Annotated in this window: 18 protein-coding genes; 8 read left to right on the top strand and 10 right to left on the bottom strand. The window is 72.6% G+C overall.

The window, feature by feature from the left end; all coding sequences use genetic code 11:
• Window positions 1-7 precede the first annotated feature (7 nt).
• On the bottom strand, window positions 8-1,402 hold the full coding sequence (locus ABD205_RS12300) for an amidase (protein WP_344045126.1): 1,395 nt from the start codon (window positions 1,400-1,402) through the stop codon (window positions 8-10).
• Window positions 1,403-1,520: 118 nt separating this feature from the next.
• On the opposite strand from ABD205_RS12300, the gene ABD205_RS12305 reads away from it, so the two are divergent.
• The 6 genes from ABD205_RS12305 to ABD205_RS12330 are packed head-to-tail and all read left to right on the top strand — an operon-like array spanning window position 1,521 to window position 6,210.
• On the top strand, window positions 1,521-2,075 hold the full coding sequence (locus tag ABD205_RS12305) for an RNA polymerase sigma factor (protein ID WP_344045127.1): 555 nt from the start codon (window positions 1,521-1,523) through the stop codon (window positions 2,073-2,075).
• Window positions 2,072-2,887, top strand: coding sequence for a cupin domain-containing protein (locus ABD205_RS12310; protein WP_344045128.1), 816 nt, complete (start codon window positions 2,072-2,074; stop codon window positions 2,885-2,887). Before ABD205_RS12305 ends, ABD205_RS12310 begins: the two co-directional genes overlap by 4 nt.
• A complete protein-coding gene (locus tag ABD205_RS12315) occupies window positions 2,884-3,747 on the top strand; it encodes an ABC transporter ATP-binding protein (protein WP_344045129.1) in 864 nt (287 codons plus the stop codon). Before ABD205_RS12310 ends, ABD205_RS12315 begins: the two co-directional genes overlap by 4 nt.
• Entirely contained in the window at window positions 3,744-4,310 is a 567-nt protein-coding gene (locus ABD205_RS12320) for a hypothetical protein (protein ID WP_344045130.1), read from the top strand. Before ABD205_RS12315 ends, ABD205_RS12320 begins: the two co-directional genes overlap by 4 nt.
• Window positions 4,307-5,215, top strand: a complete 909-nt coding sequence (locus ABD205_RS12325; RefSeq protein WP_344045131.1) for a hypothetical protein — start codon at window positions 4,307-4,309, stop codon at window positions 5,213-5,215. Before ABD205_RS12320 ends, ABD205_RS12325 begins: the two co-directional genes overlap by 4 nt.
• Complete coding sequence (locus ABD205_RS12330; RefSeq protein WP_344045132.1) at window positions 5,212-6,210, top strand: nucleoside hydrolase; 999 nt, start codon at window positions 5,212-5,214, stop codon at window positions 6,208-6,210. Before ABD205_RS12325 ends, ABD205_RS12330 begins: the two co-directional genes overlap by 4 nt.
• Here the strand turns inward: ABD205_RS12330 and ABD205_RS12335 are convergent.
• The 6 genes from ABD205_RS12335 to ABD205_RS12360 all read right to left on the bottom strand — a co-directional run bounded on the left by ABD205_RS12335 (window position 6,180) and on the right by ABD205_RS12360 (window position 12,930).
• Complete coding sequence (locus ABD205_RS12335) at window positions 6,180-6,767, bottom strand: GNAT family N-acetyltransferase (RefSeq protein WP_344045133.1); 588 nt, start codon at window positions 6,765-6,767, stop codon at window positions 6,180-6,182. The genes ABD205_RS12330 and ABD205_RS12335 overlap by 31 nt on opposite strands.
• A 77-nt stretch (window positions 6,768-6,844) precedes the next feature.
• Entirely contained in the window at window positions 6,845-8,395 is a 1,551-nt protein-coding gene (gene cimA, locus ABD205_RS12340; protein ID WP_344045134.1) for a citramalate synthase, read from the bottom strand.
• A 312-nt stretch (window positions 8,396-8,707) separates the two neighbouring features.
• The gene (locus ABD205_RS12345; protein WP_344045135.1) at window positions 8,708-10,312 is read right to left on the bottom strand and encodes a serine/threonine-protein kinase; all 1,605 of its coding nucleotides are present in this window, start codon (window positions 10,310-10,312) and stop codon (window positions 8,708-8,710) included.
• A gap of 289 nt (window positions 10,313-10,601) precedes the next feature.
• Entirely contained in the window at window positions 10,602-11,687 is a 1,086-nt protein-coding gene (locus ABD205_RS12350; RefSeq protein ID WP_425572920.1) for a branched-chain amino acid aminotransferase, read from the bottom strand.
• Between the two features lie 32 nt (window positions 11,688-11,719).
• Window positions 11,720-12,775, bottom strand: a complete 1,056-nt coding sequence (locus ABD205_RS12355; RefSeq protein ID WP_425573053.1) for a 3-isopropylmalate dehydrogenase — start codon at window positions 12,773-12,775, stop codon at window positions 11,720-11,722.
• A gap of 17 nt (window positions 12,776-12,792) precedes the next feature.
• Window positions 12,793-12,930: a hypothetical protein gene (locus ABD205_RS12360; protein WP_344045138.1), complete on the bottom strand. Its 138-nt coding sequence runs from the start codon at window positions 12,928-12,930 to the stop codon at window positions 12,793-12,795.
• Window positions 12,931-13,170: 240 nt separating this feature from the next.
• On the opposite strand from ABD205_RS12360, the gene ABD205_RS12365 reads away from it, so the two are divergent.
• Window positions 13,171-13,740, top strand: coding sequence for an O-methyltransferase (locus ABD205_RS12365; protein ID WP_344045139.1), 570 nt, complete (start codon window positions 13,171-13,173; stop codon window positions 13,738-13,740).
• A gap of 9 nt (window positions 13,741-13,749) precedes the next feature.
• Here ABD205_RS12365 and ABD205_RS12370 read toward each other — a convergent pair whose 3' ends face one another.
• Entirely contained in the window at window positions 13,750-14,373 is a 624-nt protein-coding gene (locus tag ABD205_RS12370; protein WP_344045140.1) for a TetR/AcrR family transcriptional regulator, read from the bottom strand.
• A 148-nt stretch (window positions 14,374-14,521) separates the two neighbouring features.
• Between ABD205_RS12370 and ABD205_RS12375 the strand changes: the two genes are divergently transcribed.
• Window positions 14,522-15,160, top strand: coding sequence for an AMP-binding protein (locus ABD205_RS12375; protein WP_344045141.1), 639 nt, complete (start codon window positions 14,522-14,524; stop codon window positions 15,158-15,160).
• Window positions 15,161-15,167: 7 nt separating this feature from the next.
• Here ABD205_RS12375 and efeB read toward each other — a convergent pair whose 3' ends face one another.
• Together efeB and efeO are read right to left on the bottom strand one after the other, a co-directional pair.
• Window positions 15,168-16,424 (bottom strand): iron uptake transporter deferrochelatase/peroxidase subunit, encoded by a 1,257-nt coding sequence (efeB, locus tag ABD205_RS12380; protein WP_344045879.1) that lies wholly within the window; start codon window positions 16,422-16,424, stop codon window positions 15,168-15,170.
• Window positions 16,421-17,587 (bottom strand): iron uptake system protein EfeO, encoded by a 1,167-nt coding sequence (gene efeO, locus ABD205_RS12385; RefSeq protein WP_344045142.1) that lies wholly within the window; start codon window positions 17,585-17,587, stop codon window positions 16,421-16,423. Before efeO ends, efeB begins: the two co-directional genes overlap by 4 nt.
• Window positions 17,588-17,639: the final 52 nt, after the last annotated feature.

Genomic DNA, 17,639 nt, shown 5'->3' on the forward strand with positions numbered 1-17,639 from the left:
GCCGGGCTCACCACCCCGGCGGTCGGCGCGTGAACCCGCCGACGGCGTCCTCCACCTGGGCCGACAGCGAGAGCAGCAGCTCGTCCTCGGCCGGCCGCGCGGCCAGCATGACCCCGACGGGCAGCCCGGAGTCCGTCCAGTGCAGAGGCAGCGAGACGGCCGGCATGCCGGTGACGTTCCACGCGGACGTCCAGGGCGTGAACCGCTTCTGGTTGTCGAAGTCTCGCGCGGGGTCGGCGTCGTCCCGGATCGCGCCCACGGGCAGCGGCGGCACGGCGAGCGTCGGCGTCAGCACGGCGTCGTACGGCGCCAGGGCGGCCAGCGCCTGCGCCGCGTAGCGCCGCATCGCACCGATGGCGAGGCCGAACTCCGGCCCCGACACCGCACGGCCGCGTTCGGTCAGCCACCGGGTGAGCGGCCGCAGCAGGTGCTCGCGCTCCGGCGGGACGACCGACAGCGCGGTGAGGACCGCCCAGCAGGTCTCGAAGGTCGGCACCGCCTCGGGCGGCAGCGGCACGGGGACGTCGACGATCTCGTGCCCGAGCGACTCGAGCAGCGCCGAGGCGTCCGACCAGGCCCGCTCCACCTCCGGGTCGACCGGGACCTCGACGATGACCGGCTCGATGAACCGTGCGATCCGCAGACGTCCGACCGGCCGGTCGCACGCCTCGAGGTAGGAGCCGGTCTCGGCCCAGAACGGGTCCCCGACCCGTCGGCCGGCGAGCACGTCGAGGAGCGCGGCCGCGTCCCGCACCGACCGGGCGAGCGGTCCGGAGGTCCCGAGGCCGACCGGGTCGCCGTACATCGGGGAGCCGGAGATCACCCCACGCGACGGCTTGATGCCGACGATGCCGCAGCACGAGGCCGGGATCCGGATCGACCCGCCGCCGTCCGAGCCCTGTGCGACGGGCACCAGCCCAGCGGCGACGGCGGCCGCGGCGCCGCCCGACGAGCCGCCTGCGCCCCGGGTGCGGTCCCATGGGGTGACGGCCGGCGGCGCGACGTCGGGCTCGGTGTAGCAGGGCGAGCCGAACTCGGGTGTGTTGGTCTTCCCGAGGGAGATCATGCCGGCCGCCTCGATCGACAGCGCCACGTTGTCGGAGATGTCCGGCATGAAGTCCTCGAACGCCGCGGACCCGAACGTCGTACGGATCCCGGCGGTCAGGTTGAGGTCCTTGATCGCGGTCGGCACGCCGAACAGCGGCGACTCCCCCACCGGCTTGACCGCCAGCGAGCGGGCGCAGGTCGAGATCCGCTCCTCCGCGATCGTCACGAACGCACCGACGTCGTCGAGCTTCTCGATCCGCTGCAGGTAGTGCTCGGCCAGCTCGCCGGGCGACACCTCGCACCGGCGGACGAGCTCACCCTGCTCCAGCGCTGACAGGTCGTGGAGGTCGTTCACGCTCGCCACGCTAGCGAGCGCCCGCGGCGAGCGCGACCACCCCGCGGGCGGCATCCTGCTGACACAATCCAGACGGGTGGCGAACCGATCGGCACGGTCGCCGGCACAGGGATGTGTGATGAGTGACGAGGCCCGCTCGTACGTCGGTGGAGAACCCACCGACGTGGAGCTGCTGCGCGCCGTCGCCGACGGCGACCGCGAAGCGCTCCAGGAGCTGTTCCGGCGCCACGAGCCCTGGCTGGCCGCGCGCCTGTCCGGGCGCTGCGCCGACGTGTCACTCGTCGACGAGGCGATCTCGGAGACGTTCCTCGCCGTCTGGCGCCGGCCGCGCGCCTGGCGGGGCGACGGCGAGATCGCGGCCTGGCTGTGGGGCATCGCGATCCGTGCGCTGCTCCACGCGCTGCGCCCGCGCCGCAACGTCGTGGAGCGACTGGTGCGCCTCCGCCCGGAGGAGTCGACGACCCCGGAGGAGCTGGTGTTGACCAGGATCGAGAACAGCGACGTCGGCGCCGCCTTCCAGCGCCTCTCCCCCGAGCTGCGCGCCGTCGTGCAGGCGACCGTCCTCGACGGTCTCTCGACCCGCGAGGCCGCCGCGCTCCTCGGGATCCCGAACGGCACCGTGAAGAGCCGGATGAGCCGCGCCCGCGCCGAGCTGAGAGGAGCACTGCTGTGACCGCCTGGCACGCCTCCGACGAGGATCTGCTCACGTATCGCGGCGGAAGCGCGACCCCTGCCGTCGCGGCCTCGCTCGACACCCATCTGCTCAAGTGCGCCGAGTGCCGACGCGCCCTGGCGAGCATGTCCGCCGAGGGCACGGTCGCCGACTCGCAGCGCCGCTGGCAGCTGATCGACGACCGCATCGACGCACGCGGCGCCCACCTGCACCAGGGCACCGTGCTCCGCCTCGGCGTCTCGAGCCGGCCGCTGCTCGCCGCGCTCATGCTCGCCATCGTCCTGCTGATCGCCGTGCCACTCGTCGTGGCGTCGGCCTCCGGCCGCAGCGTCGAGGCGGCCCTCCTGGCGGGCGCGCCGCTCGCCCCGATGGTGGCCGTCGCCCTGTGCTACCGCCGCGAGACCGACCCCGCCGGCGAGCTCGCGCTCGCCGTGCCGCTGGCCGGCATCCGCCTCGTCACCCGCCGCGCGCTGCTCGTCGCGGCCGTCTCCGTCCCCGTTGGCGTGTGCGGTGCCCTGGCGCTCGGGATCCCGGCGACCGGTGCGGTCGCGTGGCTGCTGCCGGGCCTGGCCCTGTCCGCGCTCGTCCTCGTGTCCGGCACGACGAGGCTCGACCCCACGCTCGTCACGGCCGCGCTCGGCTCGTCCTGGGCCCTCGGTGTCTCCGTTGCTGCCTTCCGCGAGGGCACCGCCCTGGTCGCGTCGGCGGTCGCCGGCGCGCCCACCCAGCTGCTCTCGCTCCTCGTCGCGGTCCTCGCCATCGCCCTCTTCGTCGGGCGCCGCGAGCGCCTGTCCTACCGGAGGTTCCTGTGACCCAGCTCCACATCGCCGCTCGCTCCGTGGAGCTGTCGGCCCTGACCAAGCGCTTCGGCCGCACCACCGCGGTGGACGGCATCGACCTGGCCCTCGACGGCGGCGTCGTCGGACTGCTCGGCCCCAACGGCGCGGGCAAGACGACCCTGTTGCGGATGCTGGCGACGGTGCTGGCGCCCGACGCCGGGAGCCTGCGGCTCCTCGGTCTCGACCCGGCCCGGCCGGACGAGCGGCTCGAGCTCCGCCGTCGCCTGGGCTACCTGCCACAGGCACCGGCGCTCTACGGCTCGTTCACCGCGCTGGAGCTCGTCGACTACGTCGCCGTCCTCAAGGAGCACACCGACCGCGACCGCCGTGCCCAGGAGTGCACGCGCGTGCTCGACCTGGTCGGGCTCGGCGACCGTCGCAACAGCAGGATCCGGGCGCTGTCGGGCGGCATGCGTCAGCGCGTCGCCCTGGCCGCGGCCCTCCTCGGCTCCCCCGACCTGCTCGTCCTCGACGAGCCCGCCACCGGGCTCGATCCCGAGCAGCGCCTCGAGCTCCGCTCGCTCCTCGCGGACACCGCGACGCGCGGCACCGTCGTGCTCTCGACCCACAACACGGCCGAGGTCGCCGCCCTCTGCCAGCGGGTCGTCGTGGTGACCGCGGGCTCGGTGCGCTTCGAAGGTACGCCGGCCGAGCTGCGCGGCCTCGCCGAGGGCCGCGTCTGGGAGAGCCCGATCGCGGATCCCCGGGCGACCCGCTCGTGGATGACGGCGGACGGCGCCTTCCGCAACCTCGGGGACCTGCCCGCCGGTGTCGCCCCCAGCCCCGCCACGCTCGACGACGGCTACTTCCTCGCCGTGAGGTCCGGACGATGAGTGGGCTGCTCGTCGCGCGCCTGACGCTGCGTCCGACCGCCCAGGCGATGCCCTGGTCGCCGGTCGTCGCCGTCGCGGCGACCGGCCTGCTGGCCGCCTGGGCGGCCGGCTCGCTCTCAGCGCGCACGACCGTGCTGCCGATCGTCGTCGCGGGCACGCTCGCGGCCGCCGCGACGGCCACCCTGCGCGACCCCGCCGACGAGCTTCTCCGCCCGCTGCCGACCTCCGTGCCGGCGCGCCGGCTGCTCCGGGCGGCACTCGTCGCCCTGGTGGTCGTGCCGGTGACGCTGGGGGTCGCGAGGCTGACCCCCGGACCCGGTGCCGGGGCCGCCACCATCGCCCTGGGCCTGACCGGCCTGGCCGTCGCCAGCTGGCTGCCGGAACGTCGCGTGCTGGTCGCCTCGGCGGTGCCCGTGTGCTGGGTGATGGTGGGCCTCGCCCTCCAGGACCGGCTCGGCGCGCTCGGTGACGCCACGGCCTGGTGGTGGACGCATCCGTGGCAGGTCACCGTCGCCGCCGTACTCGCGCTGGGGACCGCCGTCACCACCGGGAGGAGCCGATGACCACGGACGTCGTGAGCGTCGGCCGCGCGGCCGGTCGCAGCCGTCCCGCCCCGCTGCTGCTCGCGCTCACCTGGCAGGAGGCCCGGCGGATGCTGCGCAGCCCCTGGCTGGTGCTCGGTGTGCTGGTGACCGGCTTCCTGGCGTGGAGCTTCACCCGTGACACCGAGTGGCACGGCGAGCAGTACCTCAGCGGGTTCTACCCGTCGAGCGGTCTCCACCTCGCCACCGCGATCCTCGTGGCACTGGCCTTCCACCGCGAGCGGGCGGGGCTCGCGCCCGGCACTCCCGTCGGCGAGGTCAGTCGGGGCGTGTCGCGGCTCCTGGCCGCCGTACCGCTCCTCGGGCTGACCGCCCTCTCGATCGCCTGGCTCGTCGCCTACGTCTGGTCGAACGGGGGTCTCGACCTGGGCGACGAGCCAGGCCGCACGCTGCACGCGTACCCGACCGCCCCCGAGATCCTGCAGCCGATGGCGACCGGGCTCCTGGCCGTGGCGACGGGGGCGGCGGCGGGACGTCGCTTCCGGCACCGCGCCACCGCGGTCCTGACGCTGTTCCTCGGGTGGTACGCCGTGACGGCGGCGTACTGGCTCTACCAGGCCTCGTGGCTGGCTCCGTTCTCCGTCTTCCAGTCGCAGCCGGTCTACGTCGACCTCGGTCCGGACGTCGACCCCAACCGTCTGCCGGCCGCCTGGCTGCTGTCGGTGCCCGGCCAGTACCAGGCGCACTGGGAGCGACTGGTCGTCTCACCGTCCTTGGCCTGGTGGCACGACCTGTGGCTGGTCGCGCTCGCCGTCATGGTCGTCGCGCTCGCCTTCCCGTCACCGGTCCGCCGGCGGCTCGCCATCGGCGGGGCCGGGGTCGCGGTCATCGCGATCGTCGCGCAGTTCGTGGTGTACCCCTCATGAGGGCGCTGGCGGCGTTCGCGACGGCGGTCGCACTCCTGGCGTGCGGGTGCGCGTCCGCGTGCACGGCGGCGTACGACGACGACGGCGAGGTGATGCCCCCCGGACAGCTGTCCGTGCCGGCCGCGAAGCACCACGACGCGGTCGACGTCGTGGTCGACACCGACCTCGCGCCGGACGACCTGGTGGCGCTCGCCTACCTGCTCCGCCACCCCGGCGTCCGGGTGCTGGCCGTGACGGTGCCCGCCACCGGCATGGTGTGGTGCCCCGCCGGCGTCGACATCGCCCACGACCTCATGGTCGCGGTGCGCGCCGATCCGGTCCCGATCTCGTGCGGCACCACGGCCCGCGGTCCGCACGGCGTCCCCTTCCCTGCCGACTGGTCCGTGACCGCCGCCAGCGACAGCGGACTGCAGCGCGACGACGAGATTTGGACGAAGACCGACCCGACCCCTCCGGCGGCGCTGATCGGACGGCTGGCGAAGACCCACCCCGGGCTCCAGGTCGTCGAGCTCGCCCCGGCGACCGAGCTGGCCGCGTTGCTGCGGAGCGACCCGACGGCGTACTCACGCATCGACCGCATCGTCGCCATGACGGGCGTCGCGGCCGGGCCGCCGCAGGACGCGACCGCGGGCGAGTGGAACGCCGCCGCCGACCCGGACGCCCTCGCCGCCGTGCTCGCCGGCCCGGTGCCGATGACCATCGTCCCCAACGAGGTCGTGCCCGACGGCTCGCCCGCCGGCATGCGGCAGCCGGTCGTGGGTGGCATCGGTGTGCTCACCGCCGCCCCGCCGCCCCGCTTCTGGGACCTCGCGACGGCGGCGTACTTCACCCACCCCGACGCGGGCGGGACGAGGACCGGGCGATGGTCGGTGGCGCTGACGGGCGAGCCCGGACGGCTGACGCGCGAGGGCGACGGCGACGACGCGGTCGTCACCTCGCTGGACACGGCGACGCTCGACGCGGCCTACCGCGAGGTGTTCGCGCCCGAGCGGTAGGCCTGCCACTCCCTGTCGAGGATCGCGAAGTCGACCTCGTCGCTCCAGCGGCCCCGGAACCACTCGTTCTCGACGAGCACCGCCTCCTGGCGCATGCCGAGCTTGCGCAGCACGGAGGCGGAGGCGGTGTTGAGGGCGTCGATGCGGCCGGTCATGCGGTGCAGGCCGAGCTCGTCGAAAGCCAGCCGGAGCACCTCGCGACAGGCCTCCGGGGCGTAGCCGCGCCCCCAGTGGTCGGGGTGCAGCTCGTATCCCAGCTCGCCCGCCCGGTGCAGCTCGCTGTGCCACATGAGGAGCACGTCGCCGATGACCTGCCCGGTCTCCTTGAGCTCGATCCCGAGGAGGAGGACCTGCTTCTCCGCGTCGAGCTCGCGGCGGGTGAAGTCCGGGTCGTGGAGGCGCTTCTCGACCTCGTCACGACTGCGGGGCTCGTACGGCAGGTAGGCGCACACCTCGTCCAGCGACTGGTAGGCGTGGACCGCGTCCACGTCGTCCGGGCTGAGCGGGCGCAGCAGGAGCCGCTCGGTCTCGATGGGGTACGTCGGCGCGAGTCTCACGCGCCCAGGCTGGCAGAGCCTCGAGTGTCACGACCACCCCTGGGTGGCCGACACGCTCGAGCCTCGGCCGGATCCGCTCAGCGGTGCCGACGCAGCCCGAAGGTCAGGCCGTCGACCAGCGCCTCCCAGGAGGCCTCGATGACGTTCTCCCCGACGCCGACGGTCACCCACGAGCCGTCGCTGTCGGAGGTCTCGATCAGCACGCGCGTCTTGGCGTTGGTGCCGTGACCCTCGTCGAAGAGGCGCACCTTGTAGTCGGTCAGCTCGAACTGCTGCACCTCCGGGAAGGCCTGCTCGATCGCGGCCCGCAGCGCCCGGTCGAGCGCGTTGACGGGACCGTTGCCCTCATCCGTCACGACGAAGCGGACGCCGTCCGCGACGATCTTCACCGTCGCCTCGGTCAGACCGGCGTGGTCGCTGATGACGCGCCAGGACTCGACGTCGAAGTACGACGGCCGGGCACCCTCGACCTCCTCGAGGAGCAGCAGCTCGAAGGACGCGTCCGCGGCCTCGAAGGTGTAGCCCCGAGACTCGAGCTCCTTCACCCGGTCCGTCACGCGCCTGGCCAGGGCGGCGTCCAGCTCGAAGCCGAGCTCGCGGCCCTTCAGCTCGATCGAGGCGCGCCCGGCCATGTCAGAGACCAGCAGCCTCATGTCGTTGCCGACCCCGAGGGGGTCCATGTGCTGGTAGAGGTCGGGGTCGACCTTGATGGCGCTGGCGTGCAGGCCGGCCTTGTGGGCGAACGCCGACGAGCCGACGTACGGCTGGCGGGAGGCGGGCGGCACGTTGGTCACGTCCGCGATCGCGTGCGCCGTGCGGGTCGCCTCGCGCAGCGAGCCGTCCGGCAGCACCGACCGACCCAGCTTGAGCTCCAGGTTGGCGACGACCGCGATCAGGTCGGCGTTGCCGGTGCGCTCGCCGTACCCGTTGACGGTGCCCTGGACGTGGGTCGCGCCGGCGTCGACCGCGGCGAGGCTGTTGGCGACGGCGCAGCCGGTGTCGTTGTGGCAGTGGATGCCGACCTTGGCGCCGGTCGCCTCGACCACGTCGTGCACGACGTCGGCGACCCACGTCGGCAGCATGCCGCCGTTGGTGTCGCAGAGCGCGACGACGTCGGCGCCCGCCTCGGTGGCCGTGCGGAGCACCTCCAGCGCGTAGGCGCGGTTGGCCCGGTAGCCGTCGAAGAAGTGCTCGGCATCCAGGAAGACCCGCTGCCCCTCCGCCCGCAGGTGGGTGACGGTGTCGCGGATCATCGCGAGGTTCTCCTCGAGCGTGGTCCGCAGCGCGAGCTCCACGTGCCGGTCGTGCGACTTGGCGACGAGGGTGACGACCCCCGCGCCGGAGTCGCGCAGCGCGGCGATGAGCGGGTCGTCGGCCGCCTTGAGCCCGGCGCGGCGTGTGGCGCCGAACGCCGCCAGCTGGGCGTGCTCCAGCTTGAGCTCCGTCCGGGCCCGCTGGAAGAACTCGGTGTCCTTCGGGTTCGCCCCCGGCCAGCCACCCTCGATGTAGCCCACGCCCAGCGCGTCGAGCTGGCGCGCGATCGCCAGCTTGTCGGCCACCGAGAGGTTGAGCCCCTCCTGCTGCGCGCCGTCACGCAGCGTGGTGTCGTAGACGTGGAAGTCGCTCATCAGTCCTGCTCCTGGGTCGTGCGGGCACAAAAAAACCTCTCGGGGTGCGAGAGGTCGGCGCGTCAGGGTCCTGACGCGCTAGCTAATGATCGTGCCCTGCTGCATGCCGCTCATCATGCCACCGGAGCCCGGGATGTGGACCTGTGGTCTTGGCATGCGGTCAGGCCGGTGGGCTGGGCGCGCCGGCCTCCGAACTGTCACGGTGACAGTTCGCGCGTGAAGTGACAGTTGCTAACTGTCACCCACCGCTCCAACTGTCACGGTGACAGTTCGGAACCGGCACCGTGGCACGTGGGCGAGGCAGTCCGCGCCTCAGCCGGCGAGGCCGGAGAACGGCGGGCCACCGGCCGGGAGCCAGTCGGCGCCCCGGGCGGCCAGTCCGCCGAGCAGCCCGGCGAGCGCGGCGATCACGCACATCGTGATGAGCCAGCCCCGGACGCCGTGCGAGAGAGGCCGTACGGCGCGGGTGACCGGCGAGCGCAGCCGCGAGCCGCCGGGGCCGCACCACAGCGAGCCGACCAGCACCGCGCCGGCGATCGGCAAGGTCACACCGAGCGGCGCCGCCACGGCGTAGCAGAGCAGCATCGCCGCGACGGCGAGGCCGAAGGCCCAGAGTCCCAGCAGCGCGGTCGAGGGCAGGGACCGGAGCAGGTCCCACGGGGCGCCGAGGACGAGCCGCGGGCCGTCGTACCACTTGGCGCCGCGGAGCCTCCGCCTGTCCCCCATGCCCGATGCCACCAGCGAACCCGTGCGCAGCAGCCAGACGAGGACGAGCAGGACGGCGAGGGCGGCACAGGGGTACGCCGCCAGGCCGGCCGCGGCCGCGGCCGCGCTCCCCAGCAGCAAGGTGAACCTGCGCGCACGCTCACCGACTCCCGGGCGCGCCGGCCCGTCAGCGGGAGCCTCCCAGGGCAGGGGTTCGAGCCGGGTGTCGACCTGCGTCTCGAGTCGCGTCTCGGCGTCGAGCGCCTCGCCGGCGCCCTCGGTGAAGAGCGAGATCGGCATCGTCTCGACCGGCTGCGGCACCGGCGGCGGCACCGGAGGCACCGGCATGCCGGACCTCGCGGCCGGGCGACCAACCGGGGCCGGCCCCTGCCCGCGCAGCCACGCGAGCAGCCGGGTGACGCTCGGTCGACGCTCCGGCTCGGGGCTGAGTGCCGCGTCGAGCACCTCGCGCAGCGGCGAGGGCACGCCGGTCAGGTCGTGCTCGCCCCGCCGGGCGCGGTCCATGACGGCCATCGACGGTCCTCGGCCGTACGGCGGCCGGCCGGTGGCCGCGTAGGCGACCGTGGCGGCCCAGGCGTGTACGTCGACCGCGCGGGTCGGCTCGTCGCCGTACAGCACCTCCGGCGCCAGGTATCCCGGCGTGCCGAGCAGCCAGCCGGTCTGGGTGAGCTTCGGGTCGTCGGTGACACGGGCGAGACCGAAGTCGATGAGGACCGGCGTGCGGCCCTCCATGAGGACGTTCGACGGCTTGACGTCGCGGTGCAGGACGCCGGCCTCGTGGACCGCCGCGATGCCCTCCAGCAGGCACCGGGCCAGCCAGGCCAGGTCGTCACCGCGCACCGGGCCCTCCCGGGCGACCTCGTCGTGCAGCGACAGCCCGGGCACGTAGCGGGTGGCGATGTAGGGCACCGGGGCCCACGGGTCGGCGTCGATGATCTCGGCGACCCAGCGGCTGCGGACCCGCCGCAGCGACCCGACCTCGCGGGCCAGCCGGGCGCGGGTCTCGTCGTCGCCGACGACGTGCGGGCGCAGCACCTTGAGCGCGACCCGCTGACCGTCGGAGCGCCGGGCCAGGTGCACGACGCCCATCCCGCCCTCGCCGAGCGGAGCCAGCAACGTGTAGTCGCCGATGGACCGGGTCCCGTCCCCGGGGTCCGGTCTCGGCACGCGCTCGCGTGGGGCTGTCGACACCTGATGAGATTAACCGGCACGTCGCCGAGTCGGCGCGTCCTGGCACCTCAGCGCGCCCGAGTCGGCGCGTCCTGGCAGTTCACAACTGCCGAGTCGGCGCGTCCTGGCACCTCAGAACTGCCGAGTCGGCGCGTCCTCGCATCGCGGCGCGGGGGCCGGGCAGACGCGGCGCGAGGATGCGCCGACTCGGCCCTCTACAGATGCGAGGATGCGCCGACTCGGCCCTCTACAGATGCGAGGATGCGCCGACTCGGCCCTCTACAGATGCGAGGATGCGCCGACTCGCGGGTCAGAGGATGCGGTGGAGCCAGCCGAAGGTGTCGTCGGCGCGGCCGAACTGGATGTCGACGAGCTGCTTGCGGATCGTCGCGCCGACCTCGCCGGCCGGGGAGGTGACCGAGCCGCCCTCCCAGACCAGCTCGCCGACCGGGGTGACGACGGCGGCGGTGCCGCAGGCGAACACCTCGACGATCTCGCCCGACTCCACGCCCGACTTCCACTCCTCGATCGAGAAGCGACGCTCCTCCACCTGGTGGCCGAGCTTCCCGGCCAGCTCGATGATCGAGGCGCGGGTGATCCCCTCGAGGATCGTGCCGGTCAGGGCCGGCGTCACGATGTGGCCGTCGGCGTACACGAAGTAGAGGTTCATGCCGCCGAGCTCCTCGACGTACTTGCCCTCCGCCGCGTCGAGGAAGACGACCTGGTCGCAGCCGTGGTCGTAGGCCTCCTGCTGCGCGACGAGCGACGAGGCGTAGTTGCCGCCCGTCTTGGCCGCGCCCATGCCGCCGCGGCCGGCACGGGTGTACTCCTCGGTGAGCCAGATGCGGACCGGCTTCACGCCGCCCTTGAAGTAGGACCCGGCCGGCGAGGCGATGACCATGAACGTCACGTGCTGCGAGGGCCGCACACCCAGGAACGCCTCCGACGCGAACATGAAGGGCCGCAGGTAGAGCGACTTCTCGTTGCCCTCGGTCGCCTCCGGCACCCAGCGCGCGTCGGCCGTGACGAGCGCGTCGACGGCCTGCACGAAGTCCTCGGGCTCGAGCACGGGCAGCGCGAGCCGATGGCTCGAGCGCAGCATCCGCTGGGCGTTGGCCTCCGGGCGGAAGGACCAGATCGACCCGTCCGCGTGGCGGTAGGCCTTCATGCCCTCGAACGTCTCCTGGGCGTAGTGGAGCACGGCGGTGGCGGGGTCGAGGGACAGCGGGCCGTACGGCTCGACGCGGGCAGCGTGCCAGCCCTGGTCGGGCGTCCACTCGATCGTGAGCATGTGGTCGGTGAAGTAGTTGCCGAACCCCGGGTCCGCGAGGATCTCGGCAAGGCGCTCGTCACTGGCCTTGTGGGCCGAGAGCGAAGTGGTGATGTCCATGACCATGAGGCTAGTCCTCCCGGGAGCAGTCGGAGTCGTCAGAGTCGGGCGGCGATGGCGTCGCCGATCTCGGCCGTACGACGACCGGAGCCGTCGCGCTCGGAGAGATCGGCCAGCACCACCTCGTCGATGCGCGCGGCCGCGTCGGCGTGACCGAGGTGGTCGAGCAGCAGCGCCGCCGACAGGATCGCGGCGGTCGGATCGGCCTTCTGCTGCCCGGCGATGTCGGGCGCCGAGCCGTGCACGGGCTCGAACATCGACGGGTAGGTCCGGTCGGGGTTGATGTTGCCCGACGCGGCCAGCCCGATGCCGCCGGTGATCGCCGCGGCGAGGTCGGTGATGATGTCGCCGAAGATGTTGTCGGTGACGATCACGTCGAAGCGCGCCGGGTCGGTCGCCATGAAGATCATGACGGCGTCGATGTGCAGGTAGTCCACCGCGACGTCCGGGTAGTCGCGGGCGACATCCTGCGTGATCCGCCACCACAGCGACCCGGCGTTGACCAGCACGTTCGTCTTGTGGACCAGGGTGAGCTTGCGACGACGGCGCCGGGCACGCTCGAAGGCGTCGCGCACGACCCGCTCGACGCCGTACGCCGTGTTGAGCGAGACCTCGGTCGCGACCTCGGCGGGGGTGCCGGTGCGCATCGAGCCACCGTTGCCGACGTAGAGGCCCTCGGTGCCCTCGCGTACGACGACGAAGTCGATCTCGCCCTTGCCCAGGACGGCGTCGGACAGCGGCGAGACGGCCCCGGGGAACAGCTTGGACGGCCGCAGGTTGACGTAGTGGTCGAGCTCGAAGCGCAGCTTGAGCAGCAGGCCGCGCTCGAGGATGCCCGGAGGCAGGTTCGGGTCGTTGGGCTTGCCACCGACAGCGCCGAGCAGGATGGCGTCGTGCTCCTTGATCTCGGCGAGGACCGAGTCGGGCAGCACCTCCCCGGTCGCGAGGTAGCGCTCGGCGCCGAGGTCGTAGCGGGTCTGCTCGAACTTCACCGGGGAGGCGACCTCGAGGACCTTGAGCGCCTCGGCGGTCACCTCGGGGCCGATCCCGTCTCCGGGGATCACAGCGAGACGCAGGGGGCTGGTCGGGTGCACAGTCACGCCCACGGACTCTAGTTGTCGTCGGGCAGGTCGTCGCCGGCGTCCCGCCGGTCGAGAGCGGCCTCGGTGGCCGGGTGGCCGAACGGGTTCTCGGGATCGTGGTTCGCCGGACCCCAGTCGAGGGTCCGGGCAAGCAGCTGTGCGGGCATCGCGGTGTTCCTTCTGGCTTCACGAGGGAGGGGACGAGAAGCCAGGGGGCTCGTCGGGACGAGCACGACCACCGCGACGGGGTGGCCTCTCAGACTGTCGTCCGGGCCCCGTCGCGGCGCCGAATTACGAGGAACGTCCGCATGGTGCCTCGAGGTTAGCGGCGCAGGCGCGGTCCGTCAGCGCCGTGCCGCGATCAGTCCGTCATCCGAGACAGGAAGGTGACGTGAAAGACTCGCGCCATGAGTGCCCCGCCAGAGCTTCCCGAGGTCGTCACCCGGGCCTTCGACGTCTCGCGACGGGCGGGATACGTCTCCTTCTGCCGCAACGAGACCGGCCGTCTGCTCGCCACGCTCGCGGCCACCCGCAGCGGGACCATGGCGGAGTTCGGGACGGGCACCGGAGTCGGGACGGCCTGGCTCCGCTCCGGCGTACGCCGCGACGACGTCCGCATCCTCACCGCCGAGCTCGACACCAAGCTCGCGACCGGCGCGGCCGACATCTTCACCGACGACCCGCAGGTGGAGGTGCTCGCGGCCGACTGGTCGACGTTGCTCGACAAGGGCCCGTTCTCCCTGCTCTTCCTCGACTCCGGACAGCCCGGCGAGGTCGGCGTCGACCGGATCGTCGACCTGATGGAGGCGGGCGGCATCGTGGTGCTCGACGACTTCACCCCGAGCGAGGTGTGGCCGCCGATCAGCTACGGCCGGGTCGACACGCTGCGGGAGGCGTGGCTGACCGACGACCGGTTCACCACCGTCGAGGTGATGGTGGCGAGCGACGCGTCGGTGCTGATCGCCACCAAGCACTGACCCACGCTGCTACGCGGCCGCCCTGTCGCCGAAGAGCAGCGGCATCACGGCGCGGACCTCGTCCTGCATCCGGCCGAGCGCGCCCTCGCGACCCGCGATGTGGCCGAGCAGGGCCTGCTGGAACAGGCCGTCGAGCAGCCCGTAGACCAGCGCAGGCGTCGCCGTCAGGGGCGCACCCAGCAGCTCGGCGTACCGCGTCACGATCCGCCAGGCCATCTCCTCCAGCGCTCGGTCGATCGCGTCGACCGGCTCGCGCAGGCTCTCCTCGAACATGCTCTGGGAGCGCAGGTCGTACCAGAGGCGATGCATCGGCGCCTCCTCGACGATCGTCTCGGCGAGCTTCGCGACGAAGCCCTCGAGCAGCTCGTCGGCGGTGGTCGAACGCTCGACCACGTCGTCGTAGCGGTGCACGCACCTGGCCTTGTAGTAGCCCACGCAGAAGACGATCAGCTCGAGCTTGTCGGAGAAGTAGTAGTGGAGGACGCCGTGGCTGAACTCCGAATTCGAGGCGATCTCACGCAAAGTCGTGCGCGCATAGCCGAGTTCCCCTAGTGTCACCAGCGCTGACTCGGCGAGCTCCCTGCGGCGCTCGTCGAACTTGTCCACCGGCCGGCGGCTGACCTTCGACGTCATCTGCTTGTCTCCCTCGGACGCAGCACGATCCACCTGCTTGACGATTGTCCAGATTTGACTTGACGGTTGTCCAGAGAAATTCGGACAATCGTCGCTAGAAGAGGGTTTTCCCCGCCCGACCATTCCTTCTCCCCCCACAGGAGAATCTGTGAAACTGGTCGACTGCTTGGACCTCGGGGCCGCACTGGTCCCAACGTCCGCCTGCCTGGTCACCGAAACCGCGACACTCAGCTACGCCGAGACCCAGGGTCTCAGCCGTAGCGTCGCCGCCTCCCTCACCGCGTGCGGTGTCGGGCCCGGGGACACCGTCGGTGTGCTGTCCGCCAACGATCCGTTGGCCCTCACGTGCGTGTTCGGCGCGAGCCGCGCAGACGCGGCGTGGGCGCTGATCGACCCCGCGGACGCGACCGTCGAGGAGCTCCTGCAGGAGCTCAGTGCCTGCTCGGCCCTGCTGTTCCGCACGGCGGACGCCGAGCTGGCCCAGGAGGTGCACCTGCGGATGCCGCTGCCCCACGCGCTGGTCTGCCTCGACGGCCACGTCCCGGGCGCGCTCGGCTGGGGCGAGTTCCTGGTGAACGGGTTCACCCGGACCGCCGTCGTGCCGGTCGGTCCGTCGGCGTCGAGCTCCGGCGACGCGGACGCGAGCGAGGACCGCCCGGTCTTCCTCGCGCTCGGTCCGCTCAGCGAGGCGACCGCCGACCGGTGGCTCCCCGTCCTCGCGCAGGGCGGCCGGATCGTGATGCGTACGACGCCCGCGGTCGCGTCCGAGGCACTGCTCGAGGCCTGAGGCCCGGTCAGGCGAAGAGCGCCTGGCCGACGTACTCCCCTGCTCGGGTGCCCGGGGGGACGGCGAAGAGCGCCGAGCCGGTGACCTTGAGGTACTCCATCATCGCGTCGTGCGACGCCATCTTGGTCTGCACCGGCACGAAGTGGGTGTCGGGGTTGCGCACGTAGGCGAGGAAGAACAGGCCGGCGTCCAGCACGCCCAGGTCGGTCGAGCCGTCGACGAAGTTGTAGCCGCGCCGCAGCATTCGGACGCCGTCGTTGAAGTCGGGGTGGACCAGCCGGACGTGGGAGTCGGGCGGGATGACCGGACCGTCGTGACCCGGCATGTCGAAGTTCGGCTCGGTGAACTCCCCTCCGCCCGACAGCGGGGCGCCGGTGTCCTTCGTGCGACCGACGAACGACTCCTGGTCCTCCAGCGGCTGGCGGTCCCAGACCTCGATGCGCATGTTGATCCGCCGCGCCACGAGGTAGGACCCGCCGGCCAGCCACTCCGCCTTCGCGTCGTCGCCGCGCGCGACCCAGACGTGCTCGCTGAGGTCCTTGGTCTCCTCCGCCTTGACGTTGGCGGTGCCGTCCTTGAAGCCGAACAGGTTGCGCGGGGTGTCCTGGCTCACCGACGTCGTCGACGTGCGCCCGAAGCCGAGCTGGCTCCAGCGCACGGACGCGGTGCCGAAGGCGATGCGGGCCAGGTTGCGGATCGCATGGACCGCGACCTGCGGGTCGTCGGCGCAGGCCTGGACGCAGAGGTCCCCGGACGAGCGCTGCGGCTCGAGCATGTCGCCCGGGAAGTGCGGCAGCGCCTTGAGCGCGGCGGGCTGCTTCGCCGCGAGGCCGAAGCGGTCCTTCCCGTCAGCCGTGCGGAAGAGGCCCGGCCCGAAGCCGAAGGTGATCGTCAGACCGCTCGGCGGCAGGCCGATCGCCTCGCCGGTGTCGTCGGGAGGGAGGTTGCTGGCGCCCTGCGTCGGCCCGACCGGGCCGGCGCCGTGCCCCTTCGTCATCCGCTCGGCGGCCTCGGTCCACGCGGTCAGCATCGCGACGAGCTCGTCGCGCGAGTCGGTGGTGACGTCGAACGCCGCGAAGTGCAGCCGGTCCTGCGCCGGCGTGACGATGCCGGCCTGGTGGGTGCCGCGGAAGGCGTACGCCCTCGGCCCGGCGGCAGGCGTGACCGCGTCGTCGGCGCTGGCCCGCCCTGCGACGAAGGCGCCGGCGACCCCGGCCGCGGCGACGCTGCCACCGAGGATGCCGCGACGCGAGATGCCGCTCAGGACAGCACCGCCGCGGTGAGTCGGGACAGCGGCTCGGAGAGGGCGTTCACCGCGTCGGAGAGCGCCTTCTTGTCGGTGGCACTGACCCGGTCGTAGAAGGCGAAGCCGTTGCCGGACCGCTGCCGGTCGAGCAGCTTCTGGAGCGCGCCGAAGCGCTCGTCGAGCTGCTTCGCCAGGGCGGGGTCCTTCGCCTCGACGATGGGCTTGACGCCCTCCCAACCGACGCGGGCGCCGTCGACGTTGGCCTGGAAGTCCCAGAGGTCGGTGTGTGACCAGGCCTCCTCCTCACCGGTGACCTTGCCTCCTGCGACCTCCTCGAGCAGGCCGCGCGAGCCGTTGGCGATCTGGTCCACGGTGTAGTCCAGGCCGGCGATGCGGCCGTCGAGGGTGGTGATGTTCTTCATCAGGTCGTCGGCGTACGCCGTCCGCTGCTGCGGCGTCAGCGCCCGGTAGCCCGCGGGGGCCCACAGGTCCTTCTCGATCCGGTGCCAGCCGGTCCACTTCTGGCCGGGCTCGAGATCTGCCTCGCGGGCGTCGGTGAGCGGGTCGAGGTCGCCGAAGGACTCCGCGACCGTCTCGATGCGCTCCCAGTGCGCGCGCGCCTGCGGGTAGAGGGCCCGGGCCTCGTCGTCCTTGCCCGCCTTGTAGAGCGCGACGAACCTCTGCGTGGACGTGACGAGCTGGTCGGACTGGTCGTTGACGTAGGCCTTGTAGTTGGCCTGCGCGGTGGCGACCTGCTGCTGCTCGTCGGCCGAGACGGTGGGCCCGTCACCGGACTCGTCCACCGTGAAGTCGGCGCGGATGCCGTCGCCCTTCATGCCGGGCTTGCAGGCCGTGACGTACGTGCCGGCCGGTGCGTCGACCGTCAGCTTGCGGTTGATGCTCGGGCCGATGTTCTCGATCTCGGCCTTGATCGTCATCCCGTCGGCGCCCAGCAGGTAGAACTCCGTCACCTCGGAGCCGGTGTTGGTCACCTCGAAGGTGAGCGTGCCGGCCGGGGCGCTCGTCGCGGACAGCTTGCAGGCGTCGGCCGACGAGGTCACCGTCACGGTGCGCGGGTCCTTCTCGTCGCCGGTCGCGGACGAGGCGTTCTCCGTGCACGCCGCGAAGAGCGGCGTCGCGGCGAGTGCGGCGGCGGTCATGGCCAGGGCGGGCTTGCGCATGGGCAGAGTCCTTCTCGGGAGGTACGGCGGCCTGCGACCGCCGGTCGGAGCG

Source organism: Nocardioides panacihumi (assembly GCF_039530925.1).
GTDB classification, from domain to species: Bacteria; Actinomycetota; Actinomycetes; order Propionibacteriales; family Nocardioidaceae; genus Nocardioides; species Nocardioides panacihumi.